This window comes from Salipiger bermudensis, assembly GCF_020171625.1.
In the GTDB taxonomy this organism is placed as follows: domain Bacteria; phylum Pseudomonadota; class Alphaproteobacteria; order Rhodobacterales; family Rhodobacteraceae; genus Salipiger; species Salipiger bermudensis_B.
In genome coordinates, this window is the sequence record NZ_JAIUZY010000019.1 from 36,324 (window position 1) to 50,658 (window position 14,335).

The 14,335-nt window shown below is 64.6% G+C and carries 13 protein-coding genes; 4 read left to right on the plus strand and 9 right to left on the minus strand.

Annotated features, from left to right (window positions below):
• Positions 1-90: 90 nt before the first annotated feature.
• The 7 genes from LCM15_RS22865 to LCM15_RS21335 all read right to left on the minus strand — a co-directional run bounded on the left by LCM15_RS22865 (position 91) and on the right by LCM15_RS21335 (position 7,900).
• A complete protein-coding gene (locus tag LCM15_RS22865; RefSeq protein WP_318246073.1) occupies positions 91-810 on the minus strand; it encodes a CatB-related O-acetyltransferase in 720 nt (239 codons plus the stop codon).
• Positions 807-3,311, minus strand: coding sequence for a glycosyltransferase (locus LCM15_RS21310; protein ID WP_224859836.1), 2,505 nt, complete (start codon positions 3,309-3,311; stop codon positions 807-809). The genes LCM15_RS22865 and LCM15_RS21310 overlap by 4 nt, the downstream gene beginning before the upstream one ends.
• 39 nt (positions 3,312-3,350) lie before the next feature.
• On the minus strand, positions 3,351-4,223 hold the full coding sequence (rfbA, locus tag LCM15_RS21315; RefSeq protein ID WP_224859837.1) for a glucose-1-phosphate thymidylyltransferase RfbA: 873 nt from the start codon (positions 4,221-4,223) through the stop codon (positions 3,351-3,353).
• Positions 4,224-4,256: 33 nt separating this feature from the next.
• Entirely contained in the window at positions 4,257-5,117 is an 861-nt protein-coding gene (rfbD, locus tag LCM15_RS21320; protein WP_224859838.1) for a dTDP-4-dehydrorhamnose reductase, read from the minus strand.
• Entirely contained in the window at positions 5,114-6,181 is a 1,068-nt protein-coding gene (gene rfbB / locus LCM15_RS21325; RefSeq protein WP_224859839.1) for a dTDP-glucose 4,6-dehydratase, read from the minus strand. Before rfbB ends, rfbD begins: the two co-directional genes overlap by 4 nt.
• A 21-nt stretch (positions 6,182-6,202) precedes the next feature.
• Entirely contained in the window at positions 6,203-6,766 is a 564-nt protein-coding gene (rfbC, locus tag LCM15_RS21330; protein ID WP_224859840.1) for a dTDP-4-dehydrorhamnose 3,5-epimerase, read from the minus strand.
• 108 nt (positions 6,767-6,874) lie between these two features.
• Positions 6,875-7,900, minus strand: a complete 1,026-nt coding sequence (locus LCM15_RS21335) for a replication initiator protein A (RefSeq protein WP_224859841.1) — start codon at positions 7,898-7,900, stop codon at positions 6,875-6,877.
• A gap of 399 nt (positions 7,901-8,299) precedes the next feature.
• Here LCM15_RS21335 and LCM15_RS21340 point away from each other — a divergent pair, with 399 nt between their 5' ends.
• The 3 genes from LCM15_RS21340 to LCM15_RS21350 all read left to right on the plus strand — a co-directional run bounded on the left by LCM15_RS21340 (position 8,300) and on the right by LCM15_RS21350 (position 11,693).
• The gene (locus LCM15_RS21340) at positions 8,300-9,694 is read left to right on the plus strand and encodes an AAA family ATPase (RefSeq protein WP_224859842.1); all 1,395 of its coding nucleotides are present in this window, start codon (positions 8,300-8,302) and stop codon (positions 9,692-9,694) included.
• 80 nt (positions 9,695-9,774) lie between these two features.
• Complete coding sequence (locus tag LCM15_RS21345; protein WP_224859843.1) at positions 9,775-10,818, plus strand: ParB/RepB/Spo0J family partition protein; 1,044 nt, start codon at positions 9,775-9,777, stop codon at positions 10,816-10,818.
• 92 nt (positions 10,819-10,910) lie between these two features.
• Positions 10,911-11,693 (plus strand): Stf0 family sulfotransferase, encoded by a 783-nt coding sequence (locus LCM15_RS21350; protein ID WP_224859844.1) that lies wholly within the window; start codon positions 10,911-10,913, stop codon positions 11,691-11,693.
• Positions 11,694-11,717: 24 nt separating this feature from the next.
• Here LCM15_RS21350 and LCM15_RS21355 read toward each other — a convergent pair whose 3' ends face one another.
• Complete coding sequence (locus LCM15_RS21355) at positions 11,718-12,383, minus strand: ABC transporter ATP-binding protein (RefSeq protein WP_224859845.1); 666 nt, start codon at positions 12,381-12,383, stop codon at positions 11,718-11,720.
• Positions 12,384-12,398: 15 nt separating this feature from the next.
• Positions 12,399-13,910, minus strand: coding sequence for a capsule biosynthesis protein (locus tag LCM15_RS21360; RefSeq protein ID WP_224859846.1), 1,512 nt, complete (start codon positions 13,908-13,910; stop codon positions 12,399-12,401).
• Between the two features lie 88 nt (positions 13,911-13,998).
• On the opposite strand from LCM15_RS21360, the gene LCM15_RS21365 reads away from it, so the two are divergent.
• On the plus strand, positions 13,999-14,335 hold a 337-nt coding region (locus tag LCM15_RS21365), incomplete at its 3' end, for an ABC transporter permease (protein ID WP_412103311.1).

A 14,335-nucleotide genomic window follows, 5' to 3' on the forward strand; every position in this document is an offset into this window, starting at 1 on the left:
TACGTCAAGCGGTTTGGCTAATTTCGTCCTGAACGGGAGGCTGGCGTCCTCCGGAAAAGCTGGATGGACACTTGCGTTTATCTGGTCAGGTCATTGTCTCAAATCGAATATCGTCGGCGAAAAAGGCTCTTCTTTGATATCCTGCACCCCCGAAAGGAAGGCCATCGGTCGGGTCGGATCCAGATGCTGTAGCTGCCAAGGCGCATACCGCCACCATTTGGTTCGCAACATCGGAGAGATCAGGTTCGGGGGCAACCGCCATTTCTTGATCACGGCGGGATTCCCAGCCACCACCGCGTAGGGTGGCACATCTTTGGACACAACCGCCCCCGCGGCGATGATCGCCCCGTCACCGATCGTCACCCCTGCGCGCACCGTGGCGCCGTGTCCGATCCAGACATCGTTGCCGATCCGGGTGATCTGCGCCTTGGTGGCGGCTCCCTTGTAGGAAAACTTGTAGCTGTGGTACTCGGCCGCGCCCTCGAAGCCGTCCTTCAGGCCGAACAGGCGATCGCCGAGATAGAAGGCCGGGCTGGTCGAGACCCAGCCGGTCGGGTGGTCCTGGCGCCCGATCTGCACCTCCTCGCCGAAGGAGCAGTAGCGCCCGATCCGGGCGGCGCAGCAATAGCCCGACACTTGGTAGGAGAACGCCCCCAGTTCGATCGAGTGCTCATACTCGGTCCATTTCAGGCTGCACGGGGCCTCGAGGCGGGTATGGCCGGGCAGGACCACCGAGTTGCCCGGACCGCGGGGCAGCACCTCGATGCCGACATTCCGAAGCTTGCTGAAGGATACGTCCACCTTGCTCATGCCGTGCTCGCTTCCGTTTCTAGGTGCGGCGCCTCGAGCGCCTGCAGGATTGCCGTGACCGGGTCGCTCCCGGGGCCGAAGGGGATGACGCGGCCGTTCTCTGCCGCCGCCGCCGCCTCGCCCTGCGCCCCGAGGTCGAAGGCATGCACCGGCAGCCCGGTGGCGAGGGCCTCTCGGATGGTGAAAGAAAAGGTTTCGGGCCAGATCGAGGGGATCAGCCACGCGGTAATGTCGTAATGTGCCGCCAGCGCACCAATCTCCTGCGGTTGGTAGCTGCCATGCACCACCACGCTGCCTGGAAGGGCATAGGCCGGGTCGATATTGCCGATCAGCACCAGACGGTGCGCGCCGCCCCCGGCGGTCATGCGCTGCGCCAGATCGGCGATCACCGCAGCGCCCTTCTGGTACCCGATATTGCCCAGCACCGCGAGTACCTCACCAGTGCCGGGCTGCGGCGGGGTGACCCGCTGCGGCAGCGCCCGCATTCGGTGCGGCTGCACCGACAGAGCCGCAGCGGCCTGCGGATAACTGGCAAGCACCAGATCGCGGCTCGATTGCGAGAACACCGTCACTCGGTCCGCGGTGGCAATCAGCCCGCCCCAAGCTTCCTGCCACTCGGCCAGCGATCCCCGGCTGCCGTCGCCCCGCCGGGGCTGGTGGGCCGAGTCGTCGCGCTCCGATGTCACCGCGCCGCGGAAGACTCCGTCGCGGTCGAGCAGGCAGTAGGAGGGCGAGACCGGGAAGAAATCGTGGAACAGCACCTCGATGCGGTCCTGCGGGCCACGCTTGAGCCCGGCAAGCAAACCCGGCAGCGCCAGCGGATCGGGATCCCCCACGCCGCAGGAATAGACGACGTGGCGCACGGACACAGGGTCGAGAAGCGTCTCTACGAAGGCAAAATCCGAGACCATGCCAGAGGTCACGCCCTGCGGCGTGTGCAGCTCGATCTGCCAGCGGTGAAGCCCGCCCACGCGCAGCACCAGCGCCGCGCCAGAGTGCTCGAGATCGCTCGCGATACGGCTTTCGAGATAGTGCTCCGCACCGCCACCGAGACTGTGGGCAAGGTAGATTGGCAGCCCCTCCGCGGCGCGCGCGCCGGCCCAGGCCAACGCCAGCGCCAGCCGCGCGGTGAGCAACGGGTCGGCGCGGATGAACTCTTGCACTTCGGCATCGTAGCCCGGGTACCGCTCGGCCACGATGGCGTTGTTGGCGAGCACCAGCTTGAGCTTGTCCTCGCTACCGAAGCTCTCGCCGCCGCGATGCTCGACGAAGAGCGACGGCAGGCCGAGATGCCTTCCCCCCAGCGCGCGGGTCTTCTGGCACCAGTCGACCTCCTCGCCGTAGCCACGACCGAAGGCGGTGTCGAGCCGCGGCTCCCGGCGCAGGTAGTCCACTTGCATCGCCATGCAGAAGCCGACCCCGGTGGGAGCCTCGGCCAGCGCCAGCTCGGAGCCGATGCGCTGGGCAACGCCGTCGATCGCATCGCCCTCGCCGGGCAGCAGCACGCAGCGCCGGCAAATCGCCGGGACCGAAAAGATCTCGGCGTCGTTCGACATCGGGGTCACGCTGGCCACATCGCTGGCATCGAGCATGGGGCGCAGCAGGCGGATATCCCAATCCGCCGGCACAAGCGCGTCGGAGTTGAGCAGAACGACGTGATCGCCACGCTCCAGCGCCTGTTCGAGGCCGCGGTTCACGCTGCCGATGAAGCCGAGGTTGCGCGGGTTCTCGAGCAGGCTGACCCGGTCGGTGCGCCCGGCGGCCCAGTCGCGCAGGAACGGGCGGACCCGCTCGTCGGTGGAGCCGTCCTCGAGGATCAACAGGTGATAGTCGAGCCGGCTGTGGCGTTCGATCCGCTCCAGCACCTCGGGCAGAAGATGGAAGGCGTTGTAGACCGGCAGCACGATGGTGATGCGGGTATCGTCCGGAACCGGCTTTCGGGCCGTGTCAGGCTCGAATATCCGGATTTCGAGCGGGCCGGCCTGACGCTGCGGATCGAGATCAAGCCGGCGTTTGATGCGGGCCCGGCAGGCCGGGTCCCGGCGCAAGCGCCAGCCCAGGATGTCAGAGCTGCTGCTCAGGATCAGCCACAAAAACCGCCAGCGCAGGCGATGCAAGGCGTGGCGGTACTGGCCCGGCGTAGGCTCGGGCAGAGGCTGCCGGACCTCGCCACCGTCGAGGCTCAGGAACATCTGCGGCGGGCTGTCCTGCAGCGCGAGATCGAGCGCGAAGCCGACCTCGGGACTGCCACCAAGCGTCGCTGCCACGTCGTCTCTGCGCAGTTCGGGCACGACGCTGCTCTGCATCGCACCAGAGACCAGCGTCACGCGCCCGGCCCGGGCCCAGCCTTCGACCTCAAGCCGCCGCCCGACCCGGCAGGCCCGGTCCACGTGCCCTACAGCCTCGCCGTTCGGACCACGCAGGTCGAAGCTCGGCAAGGAGATCTTCAGATGGCGATCCGCATAGCGGTGGAACAGTCCACGTAGGCGCCCAAGGATCATGTCGGTCTCACTTCCGCCGGCGGGCCGGCTCGTTGTCGTTCAGCGCAGCAGTTCCAGCAGCGCCTTGCCGTACCGGGTCTTTTTGAACAGGTCAGCTCTCCGGGCGAACTGATCGGCATCGATCCAGCCGTTGGTGAAGGCGATCTCGTCCGGGCTGCCGGTTTGCATGCCCTGGCGCTGCTCGAGGGTGCGCACGAAATTGCCGGCGTCGAGCAGCGAGCTGTGGGTCCCGGTATCGAGCCAGGCATAGCCGCGGCCCATGCGCTTCACAGACAGCGTGCCCTCGCCGAGATAGGTTTCCAGCAGCGTGGTGATCTCGAGTTCGCCGCGCGCCGAGGGCTCGACCCCGCGGGCGCGCTCGGGGGCGGTCTCGTCAAGAAAGTAGAGCCCGGTCACGGCGTAGTTCGAGGGCGGTACCTCGGGTTTCTCGATGATCGCCTGCGCCTGCCCGTCGCGGTCGAAGGAGACCACGCCGTAGCGCTCGGGATCGGAGACGTGGTAGCCGAACACGGTGCCGCCAGAGGGCTGCACATCCGCCTCCTGCAGCATTTGCGGCAGGCCATGGCCGAAGAAGATGTTGTCGCCCAGCACCATCGCCGAGGGGGCCCCGGCGAGGAAGTCCTCGCTCAGCAGGTAAGCCTGCGCGAGCCCGTCGGGGCTGGGCTGCACAATATAGGTGAGCGCCAGACCCCATTGGCCGCCATCGCCCAGCAGGCGCCGGAACTGATCCTGATCCTCTGGAGTGGTAATGATGGCGATCTCGCGGATCCCGGCCAGCATCAGCACGCTGAGCGGATAGTAGATCATCGGCTTGTCATAGACTGGAAGCAGCTGCTTCGAGACCCCCATCGTGATGGGATAGAGACGAGTTCCGGAGCCGCCGGCAAGAATGATGCCCTTGCGTTGTGTCATCGGTTCGATCCTTCCTGATGATCCATGAACCGCTCAGCCTTCAGCCTCAAGATCCGCCAGCAGCGCGCGCAGCCCTTGGCGCCAATTGGGGCGGACGATGCCGAAGGTGGCCTCGGTGGCGCTGTTGTCCATGCGCGAGTTCAGCGGGCGCTGCGCCGGGGTGGGGTAGGCGGAGGAGGGAATGTCGGCGACCTCGCAGGCGATCCCGGCCTGGGCAAAGATCTCGCGGGCGAAATCGGCCCAGCTCACGTCTGGCCCGCCGGAGAAGTGGTAGGTGCCCGATTTCGACGGGTCCGCGCGCAGCGCGGCCGCGATGGTCAGGCAGGCATCGGCGATGTCGGCGGCGCAGGTCGGCCCGCCCACCTGATCCGCGACGATGGTCAGCCGGTCGCGCTCGGCCCCGAGCCGCAGCATGGTCTTCACGAAGTTCTTGCCATGCGACGAGACCACCCACGAGGTGCGCAGGATGGCATGGGCGCCGCCGGCGGCGCGTACCGCCTCCTCACCCGCCAGCTTGCTGCGCCCGTAGGCGCCCAGCGGGGCGGTGGGGTGGTCAGGGGAGAAAGGCGCCTCTCCCGCGCCGTCGAAGACGTAATCGGTCGAGACATGCACGAAGGGGATGTCCGCCTCGGCGCAGGCCCGGGCGATGGCGCCCGGGGTCTCGCCGTTGATCGTGGTAGCGAGCGTCTCTTCCTCTTCGGCCTTGTCGACGGCGGTGTAGGCCACCGCGTTGATCACCGCGTCGGCGTCCGAGGCCGCAACCCGCGCTGCGCAGGCGGCGGGGTCGGAGAAATCGGCGCTGTCGCGACCGTGGATCTCGAGCGTCACATCGCCGGCGCGGCGCGCCAGTTCGAGCCCGAGCTGGCCAGTCTCTCCGAACACCAGCACCTTCATGCGGAGACCTTCCCGGTCGTGCCGGTGCCAAGCCGCTCGCCGACGCCGTGGCGCGCCTGCAGCGGGCGCCACCAGGCCTCGTTGTCGAGATACCATTGCACGGTCTTCTCCAGACCCTCTTCCACCGTCACCGAGGGCCGCCAGCCCAGCTCGTCGCGAATGCGCGAGGGGTCGATGGCATAGCGCGCATCGTGGCCCGGGCGGTCGGTGACGAAGGTGATCTGGTCGGCATAGGAGCCGCTGTCCTTCGGGCGCTTGCCATCAAGGATGGTGCAGAGCGTCTTGACCAGTTCGAGATTGGTGCGCTCGTTCTCGCCGCCGATATTGTAGCTGCGGCCCAGCTCGCCCTTCTCGACCACCAGAAGCAGCGCGTCGGCGTGGTCCTCGACATAGAGCCAGTCACGGATATTCTCGCCCTTGCCGTAGATCGGCAGCGGCTTGCCGGCGAGCGCGTTCAGGATCACCACCGGGATGAGCTTTTCGGGGAAGTGGTAGGGGCCGTAGTTGTTGCTGCAGTTGGTCAGCACCACCGGCAGGCCGTAGGTCTCGTGCCAGGCACGCACCAGGTGGTCCGAGCTGGCCTTCGACGCCGAGTAGGGCGAGCGAGGGTCGTAGGGCGTGTCCTCGGTGAACATCACCTCCGGGTCGGCGGGTAGCGAGCCGAAGACCTCGTCGGTGGAGATATGGTGGAAGCGGAAAGCCTCGGGCTTGCCCTGCGACACCCAGTAGGCCCGGGCGGCTTCCAGCATGTTGTAAGTGCCGGTGATGTTGGTCTCGATGAAATCGCCGGGCCCGTCGATCGAGCGGTCGACATGGCTCTCGGCGGCCAGGTGCATCACCGCGTCGGGTGTGTGCTTGGCAAAAGCCGCATCGAGCGCCGCGCGGTCGCGGATGTCGGCCTGCTCGAAGGCGTAGAGCGGGCTGTCGGCCACGGGGGCCACGTTGTCGAGGCAGGCGGCATAGGTCAGCGCGTCGAGGTTGACGACCTCGTGGCCGCGCGAGACGGCCAGACGCACCACGGCCGATCCGATGAAGCCTGCGCCGCCGGTTACCAGAAGTTTCATGCAAAGCTCCTTGAGCGGGTCTCAGCCCTGCCAGGTGAAGGGACTGTCGAAATCGGCCAGCAACGGCGCCGCTGCGTCCTTGTCCGAGAGCAGCGGCTCGACGCCATCGAGCGCCCAGTCCATGCCGATGTCGGGATCGTCAAAGCGCACCGCGCCGTCGCAGTCAGGGGCGTAGTAGTCCGAGCACTTGTAGACGATCTCTGTGTCCGGCTCACGGGTGACGAAGCCGTGCAGGAAGCCCGCGGGCACCAGCAGCTGCTTGCCGTTCTCGAAGCTCAATTCCTCGCCGACCCACTGGCCGTAGGTCGGGCTACCCTTGCGAATGTCGACGGCGACGTCGAAGAGCCGGCCCCTGCCGCAGCGCACCAGCTTGTCCTGGGCATGGGGCGGGCTCTGGAAATGCAGACCGCGCACGGTGCCGACCTTGGCCGAGAGCGAATGGTTGTCCTGAACGAAATCGTAAGCCAGCCCGTGCTCCAGCAGGACCCGCCTGCTCCAGCTTTCCGAAAAGAACCCCCGGGCGTCGCCGAACCGTTTCGGGGTGAGGATCAAAACGCCCTCGAGCGCCGTCTTCTGAATATCCAAGGTTACCTCGGCAATGGTCTTCCGCAATTGCCCGTCGGTCTAGCAGGCGTCTCGGACAGTGTCACCCTGCGAAACGTTTCCGCCCGCGGGCTTCCGCCAATGCCCGGCTCAGGCGCCTTCCGAAGAGGCGGCCCGGGTCCGGCAGAACCCTAGGAAGGCCCGGTCCGCGGCGCGCAGCCGGGGCCGTCCACTGCTGACCCAAAAGCGCCGCCAGTCCGCCTCGACCGCGTAGATATCCGCACCGGGTAGCAGTATCCGCGCCTCTTCGAGCGCTGCGGACGACAGCGGTGGCCCTTCGACCTCGACCACCCGGTCGCGGGGCGCAAAGCGGATGATGTCGCCCGGCTCTTCGGACATCTCGTAATCTGGCAGGTGGTCAGCGGCGATCATGTCGCGCAGCATTTTGCGGAACACCCGCCGCGGAGAGGCCGAGCCGGATTTCTTCAGCAGCGTCTCGACCGAGATCCGCCAGCTGCCCTGCCGGCCGCAATGCTTGCGCGCCAGCTCGTAGATGCGCCGCTCCAGCGGCTTGCGCAGGCGGAAGTAATCGCGGCTGAGCGTCAGCACCGATTTCGACAGCACCGCGCGGAACAGCCATTCCGACAGCGTCACCGAGACGCTGACCATCCGGCCGCCGCGGGTCCGACGCAGGATCTCCCAGCTCTCGATCAGACCGAAACCGCTGGTGACCTCGTGGTCACCGGTGACGATGTTAGTGGTGATCCGGGTGCCCGCCAGCCGCTCGAACGACTCGCGCAGGCGCCGGTAGGAATCGCCGCTGGTCTCGCGATTGGTCGCAACCAGCAAGTCATGAGCGCGCAGGGTCAGCGTCCGGCTCACCGACCGTCCGGCATTGATCGCCGCCATCAGCTGGCTGATGCAGAAAATCAGGATGTCCTTGTCGTGGACCGTTGCCAGCCCCTTCACCGAGGGCACGACCTCGATCCGGGCCCCGTTGTGCTCGTAGTTCAGCACGCGCCGGTCCGGCCGCGTCGACAACGAGAAGACCGGATGCTCCATCGTCGCGAGATCGCCCTTGGGGATCGCGTCGAAGATGTCGCAAAGGAAGAAATCGACCTGCGGGTGCCTGTCGGGAAGAAGCCCCCCTGCCCCGGTCGGAATACTGCCTGCCATGCTGCCTGTCCCCCGGATCTTCGCCCGAGTCTTTTATCGTGGTTTCGGTGACGCCCACCCTAGAATTATCCACAGGTCGAATCCAGCCCCGCGATCGTGGGTTCGGAGTCGGGCTGACGGGGGTTCGGAATCGCTCTATCGTGGGTTCAGAGTCGCTTCGGTACGGAAATACGGCGAAAAACCATTTTTTTTCATTGCTTTATCTTCTAGATCCGGATGCCATAACACATAAATAACTCATATTTAACACCTACGATTTTTTCACTCCCACCTCGCACAGGCACAGGGAGCTCAGGAAAAACCTTGTTTTTTCATAGAATTGATTCGGCTGATGCCGTAAAAGCTTTCACATGCCGCGTTTTCTGCTACCTTTGAACAAAGACAGCACCTGAGGCAAAGATGGTGAAGGATTCCCAGACCCAGCCCCCCTATTTCAACATCGATCCAGACCGTGCCCTGCAAGAGCTCGATCCTCCTGTCACCACAGGCGATTTCAATCGCATCGCGGAGGTCTGCACCCGGGGCCGCGAAGATCTCGCCTCGCGTGGAATGAACGAAGAAGGCCGCAAGTCGCTGCGCCTGTTCTCGACCTGGGAAATCACCCGCTACCTGATCCCGGTTGCCACGCCGCATTTCCGCCGGGTGCTGAAGGCGCATCCCGACCTGCCTCAAGGGCGATCCGAGACCGAGGGCGGTGCCAAGTGGTTCACCCTCGACGAGGTGCTGCGGCTGCGCGCGCATTTCGCGACCGAGGGCTCCAAGGCCAAGGAGTACCGCCCCTACCGGCCCGACGGCCTGCCCGCGAAGATGGTCGCGGTGGCGAACTTCAAAGGCGGGGTCGGCAAGACCTCGACCGCCGCGCATCTCGCCATGTCGGCGGCGCTCGATGGGTACCGGGTATTGGTCATCGATCTCGACAGCCAGGGCTCGATGACCTCGATCTTCGGCGGCAAGGTCGATGACGAGTGGGACACGGTGTTCCCGCTCCTGGCGCGTCATTATGCCAGCCATCTGCGGCGTGAAAACCAGGGAAGGATCGATCGCGGAGACCCGCCGCTCCCGTTCGACGACACCCTGACCGAGGCACTCAAGGTGCGCAGCCAGGACCTGATCCAGAAAACCCACTGGCCGAATATCGACCTGATCGGTGCGCAGCTGAACCTCTACTGGTCCGAGTTCCAGATCCCGGTCTGGCGCATGCAGGCGCGCGGCTGGAAACTCTGGGACTCGCTGACCGACATCCTCGAGGCGGACGGGGTGCTCGATGGCTATGACGTAATTTTCCTCGATACCCCCCCTGCCCTCGGCTACCTGACGATCAACGGGCTCGCGGCCTCGGACATCCTGCTGGTGCCTCTGGGCGCCTCCTTCCTCGAGTTCGACTCCACCGGCCGGTTCTTCGACATGCTGCATTCCACCTTCGCCTCGATCGAGGAGGGGGAAAACATGGCAGCGCGGGCCTTGGGGCGTGAGGAATTGGCTTTCGAATGGGATGCGGTGCGGGCGGTGATCACCCGCTACGACGGCGCGCAGCAGGGAGAGCTGGCCTCGTTGATCCAGGCCTATCTCGGGCGGACCCTGTCGCCGCACCGACAGGACTTCACGGCCCTGATCGGGCAGGCCGGGGAACAGGTCTCTGGCATCTACGAGGCCGATTACCGCGACTTCAACCGCGAAACCTATGCCCGTGGTCGCGAGACGTTCGACGCCACCTATGCCGCCTTCAAACGGCTGCTTCTGGGCAGCTGGCGGCGTGACGAGCTGGCAGCACAGGCGGAGGCGGGCGTAGCATGAGCGGGATGCGAAACGTTTCGCGCGCGAAACATCCGCAGGTGCGGGGCGTCTTGTTCCACGGCACAGGAAGGGGCTGAGACATGGCCAAGCGCAGACGACTGACCCCGGCGCGGGAAGAGTTCCTCGATACGACCCCGGTGGTCGAAACCAGCACGCGGGAGACCGGCCTCACCGCTGCCCAGCCCGCGCGGTCGGGACTCCCGCCGATCGCACAGGTCGCCGGCGACAGCTCGACCAGCGCCGCGCTCACCGAGTTGACCGAGGCCATGGCGCGGGCGCGCCGCGAGGGCCGGCTGGTGCAGGCTCTTCGCCTCGAGGAGATCGAGGTCGGGCACTTGGTGCGCGACCGGCTCGAGGCCGAGCAGGAGGCGCTGGAGGAGCTGGTCTCGAGCCTGCGCCGGCGCGGCCAGCAGACCCCGATCGAGGTCGTCGACCGTGGCGAGGGCGCGGAGCCGCGCTACGGGCTGATCTCGGGCTGGCGGCGCCTCGCGGCGCTGCGCCAGCTGCGCATGGAAGATGACCGGTTCGACTCCGTTCTGGCCCTGATCCGCTCTCCGGCAAGCTCGTCCGACGCCTATGTCGCCATGGTCGAGGAGAACGAGATCCGGGTTGGGCTGAGCTACTACGAACGTGCCCGCATCGTCGTAAAAGCGCTGGAGCAACGGGTCTATACAGAGACGAAGATGGCGCTTCAGACTCTGTTTGCAAATGTTTCGCGCGCGAAACGTTCGAAGATCAAGAGCTTCATGACGGTTGTCGAGACACTGGATGGATCGCTGCGCTTTCCCACTGCGATCGGCGAACGCCTGGGGCTGGAACTGGCCCGCGGACTGGCCGAGGATCCCGCCCTCGCCAAGCGTCTGGCACAGCAGCTCAAGGCTGCAGCCCCGGCAAGCGCCGCCGAGGAGCAGGCGCTTCTCACTGCCGCGCTGGCGCCTCCTCTGCCGGAGAGCCGGGCTGCGGGACCCCGGGAGGGTGCCGAGACCCGTGAGGTTCTGCCGGGGCTGAAGCTGTCGCGCCAAGGGGCGCACAGCGTGACCCTGAAAGGCCGTTTGGTAGATGCCGCGCTGCTCGACCGGCTCGAGGCTTGGCTGGCCGAGACCTGTCGGCAGAACGATGCCTGACCCCCTGCCCCATCGGCTTGATCCACCGGCGGCATGCTGTCATATCGGAGTTCCGTCGGGCCTGCGCCAGCGGCAGAGTGTTTGAGGACCGAATGAGCGTTATTTCCTTTTTGTCGAAGACCGGCGTGCATGAGCAGGCGCTTCGCAAGTTCTTCAAAGGCAGTGTTGCTTATGACGGTCCGCCAATGTTCGATCACCCGCTCTACTGCATCGGGTTCTTCAATCGCAGCGGTTCGAACCTGCTGGCCGGTTACCTGCGGGCGACGCCGTATTTCTCTGGTTTCCACGAGCAGCTGAACTTCAACACTGTCGAGAAGCAGTCGGCAGACTGGGGCGTGACGAGCTTTCCAGGCTTTATCCGTGAAGCCTCCGAGCGCTTCGGCAAGGGGCAGTTCGTACACGGCTTCAAGGCTTCGGTCGACCAGCTGATGATGCTGCAGCGCTTTGGCATTCCGAAAATGTATGCCGGCGGCCTGCGGATCATTCACATTACGCGCGGCGACCTGATCGGTCAGGCGGTCTCGTACCAGATTGCCAGCCAGACACAGCAATGGACCAGCCAGCAATCCGGGATCAGGGCCGATGTCGACGTGTGCTTTGATGCGAAACAAGTAACCCACCTGGTGGAAGCCGCCCAGGCCTCGGTCAATGGCATTGCGATGTTCGCCGAACTCTTCGATTGCCCACGCCTACATGTCTCGTACGAGGAACTGGTGAAGCGTCCAGGCCGGGTGCTGAGTCGGGTCGCGCGCTTTGCAGGTCAGACCGGCGCGGACTGGCCCGTCGTCAAGCCAGGCATTGAGCGTCAGGCCTCTGAACTCAACGAGCGCTTGCGCCAACAATATCTTACGGAAACCCGCGACAAACTGCTCTGAGCCTGGCTGCGGGCAGAAACAATCTCAAGCCGCTCGCACCTTCATATTGCGCTCGTGATGCTCGATGGCAGCGTCGATGTCGGTGTAATAAGTCATTCGGCCATTCTCGAGTACGCCGGCCTCGGTACAGAGATTGCGCACTGCTCCGGTAGAGTGACTGACGAAGATTGCTGCAGAATCTCTAAGCCTATCATGCAGGTAGGCATTGCTTTTGGCTTTGAAGCTTGCATCGCCCACCGCGGTGACTTCGTCCAATAGATAGGTGTCGAAGGGGATGCCCATCGAAGCTCCGAATGCGAGACGCGAGCGCATCCCCGAAGAATAGGTGCGGAAGGGCAGGTGGAAGTGCTTGCCGACCTCGGCGAACTCCTCGACAAATTCTACTAGCGCGTCGCTGTCGACACCGTAGATCCGAGCAATGAACCGTACGTTTTGGGCACCGGTCATGTCCGGGTGGAAGGAGCCGGAAAAGCCGACAGGCCAAGACACCCGACCAGTAGACAGAATCCGTCCGGAGGTTGGCTCGAGCGTGCCGGCGATCATGTTGAGCAGCGTGCTCTTCCCCGCCCCGTTGCGACCAAGAAGAGCAACGGCGGTGCGTGACGGGAAGGTCACGTTGAGATTGTCGGCCACCGTCTTGCGTTGGCCGTACATCACGAAGGTCTTGGTAAGGTTCTCGAGCCTGATCATTGGTTGTTGGCCGCCTCAGCGGCGATCCCTTAGGCTGTAAACGACCAGCACCAAGACCGACCATACGAGGACCAGAAAGCCCCCGATCAAGGCTAGCAGCATTGGACGCTGTGGGTAGGTCGAGCGTTCCGCCTGAGTAGGGCGCACATGTGCGGCCAAGTAGCGGCTTTGTCGACCTGCCTCGGCCCGGGCCGCGTTGAATGCCGCAAGCGTTGTAGTGTAGGTCTGCTCCGCAAACTGCTGGTCAACGCTGAGCCGTTCGTACTCGCCGACGATATCAGCCATGACCTCGCCGCTGGCGATCATGCCGCTGCCGACCCCGACCTTACGGCGCTCTTCCTCAATGCGGTTCTCGATGACGCGGATCTTGCGTTCCAGCTGTGTCACCCTCGGGTCATTGGGCTGGCTGCTCTCGTTGAGGATATCCAGTTCCACGAGTGAGGCTGCAAGCTGCTGTTGTAGGCTGCTGACCACGCCCATCTGGTCCTGAGTATCAATGGTGGGATCTACGATCTGGTAGCGATTACGAAAGCCAGTGACGGCGCTGCGCGCATCTTTGAGTGTCTCAACCGCCTCGTCGAGGTCTTCGCGAGCGTAACGGATCGCGTCCTCGCGGGCGATCTGTGACAGTTCGTTGATCAGTGCGGTGCTCTCGGCATAGATGCGCTCGGAGATCTGGGTGGCATCCTCGGGGGTGAAGGCGAGGATTTGCAGTTCGAGAAGACCACCGGTCGAGTCGTAGGTGATATGGACCATGCGATTCCAGTAATCGACCAGATCTTCGATGGTTCCAGGCGGATGATACGAGAAAAGCGGGTCCTCGCTTGGGCCAGCCTTGGACCAGATCGTGCGCAGGTCGACGTCATCGTTGATTTTCTGCACCAGCTCTTGGCTCTGGATGTACTCGTAGAGGATGTCGGTGTCGGAGGAGCTGGAGCCGGAGATCTGGCTTAGCCCACCGAGCAGTTCCATGGCGCTGTTGGCGTTTTCGCTGCGCACTGAGAAGGCGACATGGGAGACATACTGGTCTTTCGCAAAGCCCCAGAGATAAATACCGCTGGCTGCGACGGGCAGAAGTACCATGATCGCGAAGCTCAGCGCGAGGTAGACATGGCGGGTGCGCATTTTGCTCTCGGTTACGGGCGGGCGAACCTTGATGGTGGCATCGCCCTGGCGGCCCGTGGATGCGGGCTGTTGCGGCTGGCCCGCGGCCGGCTCGGCTTTAGGGCCGGCCGTCGGCTGCGCGGGCGAGCTTTCGACCGGTTGGGCCGGGCTGAAGACCTCGGCGGGCCGGGGAGGCTGTGCCTCCGGCTGGGCAGCGGTCAGGCTGGGCTGGGGGGCTGCCGCCCGCTGGGCTCCGGACTGAGCCGTGAACTGGGTAGCGGCTTGTGTGCTGGGCTGCGCCGCGGGCTTGGCGGGCTTCTTCGCCGGTTTCTTTGCGGGCTTCTTGAGAGGCTGCGGTTGTTTCGCTGCGGGAGAGGCACCACCTGCCGCCTCCTCTTGTGCCTTAGGCTTGGCTGTGGTCAACAGACACTCCGAAAATAGCGGCGTTGTTTTAGTAGTCCCGTTCTAGCTAATGTCTGCCCGGGATGCCAGCGTTGAGGAAAGACACCGCATGGCCATGCAGTCTGATGAAGAAGCGCTTCTGCGACCGGTCCAAAAACAGCGAAGCTTCGGCACGCTGCGGGCGATCGGCGCACTGGTCCTGCGCGAGATGGGATCGAGTTACGGGCGCTCGCCCGGGGGCTATATCTGGGCTCTGCTTGAGCCGATCGCCGGCATCGCGATGCTATCCGTCATGTTTGCATTGTTCCTGCGCTCGCCGCCATTGGGGCAAAATTTCGTGATCTTCTATGCAACGGGCATGGTGCCCTTCGTTGCCTTCCAGTCCGTCAGCGGTAAGGTTCAGCAGGCTATCCTTTACTCGCGGCCGCTGCTAGTCTACCCGAGCG

Excerpts from the sequence above, each read along its gene's own strand:
- LCM15_RS21345 (WP_224859843.1), top strand. The coding sequence starts at position 9,775 with ATGGCCAAGCGCAGACGACTGACCCCGGCGCGGGAAGAGTTCCTCGAT.
- LCM15_RS21310 (WP_224859836.1), bottom strand. The coding sequence starts at position 3,311 with ATGATCCTTGGGCGCCTACGTGGACTGTTCCACCGCTATGCGGATCGC.
- rfbD (WP_224859838.1), bottom strand. The coding sequence starts at position 5,117 with ATGAAGGTGCTGGTGTTCGGAGAGACTGGCCAGCTCGGGCTCGAACTG.
- LCM15_RS22865 (WP_318246073.1), bottom strand. The coding sequence starts at position 810 with ATGAGCAAGGTGGACGTATCCTTCAGCAAGCTTCGGAATGTCGGCATC.
- rfbA (WP_224859837.1), bottom strand. The coding sequence starts at position 4,223 with ATGACACAACGCAAGGGCATCATTCTTGCCGGCGGCTCCGGAACTCGT.
- LCM15_RS21355 (WP_224859845.1), bottom strand. The coding sequence starts at position 12,383 with ATGATCAGGCTCGAGAACCTTACCAAGACCTTCGTGATGTACGGCCAA.
- LCM15_RS21350 (WP_224859844.1), top strand. The coding sequence starts at position 10,911 with ATGAGCGTTATTTCCTTTTTGTCGAAGACCGGCGTGCATGAGCAGGCG.
- LCM15_RS21340 (WP_224859842.1), top strand. The coding sequence starts at position 8,300 with ATGGTGAAGGATTCCCAGACCCAGCCCCCCTATTTCAACATCGATCCA.
- LCM15_RS21335 (WP_224859841.1), bottom strand. The coding sequence starts at position 7,900 with ATGGCAGGCAGTATTCCGACCGGGGCAGGGGGGCTTCTTCCCGACAGG.
- rfbB (WP_224859839.1), bottom strand. The coding sequence starts at position 6,181 with ATGAAACTTCTGGTAACCGGCGGCGCAGGCTTCATCGGATCGGCCGTG.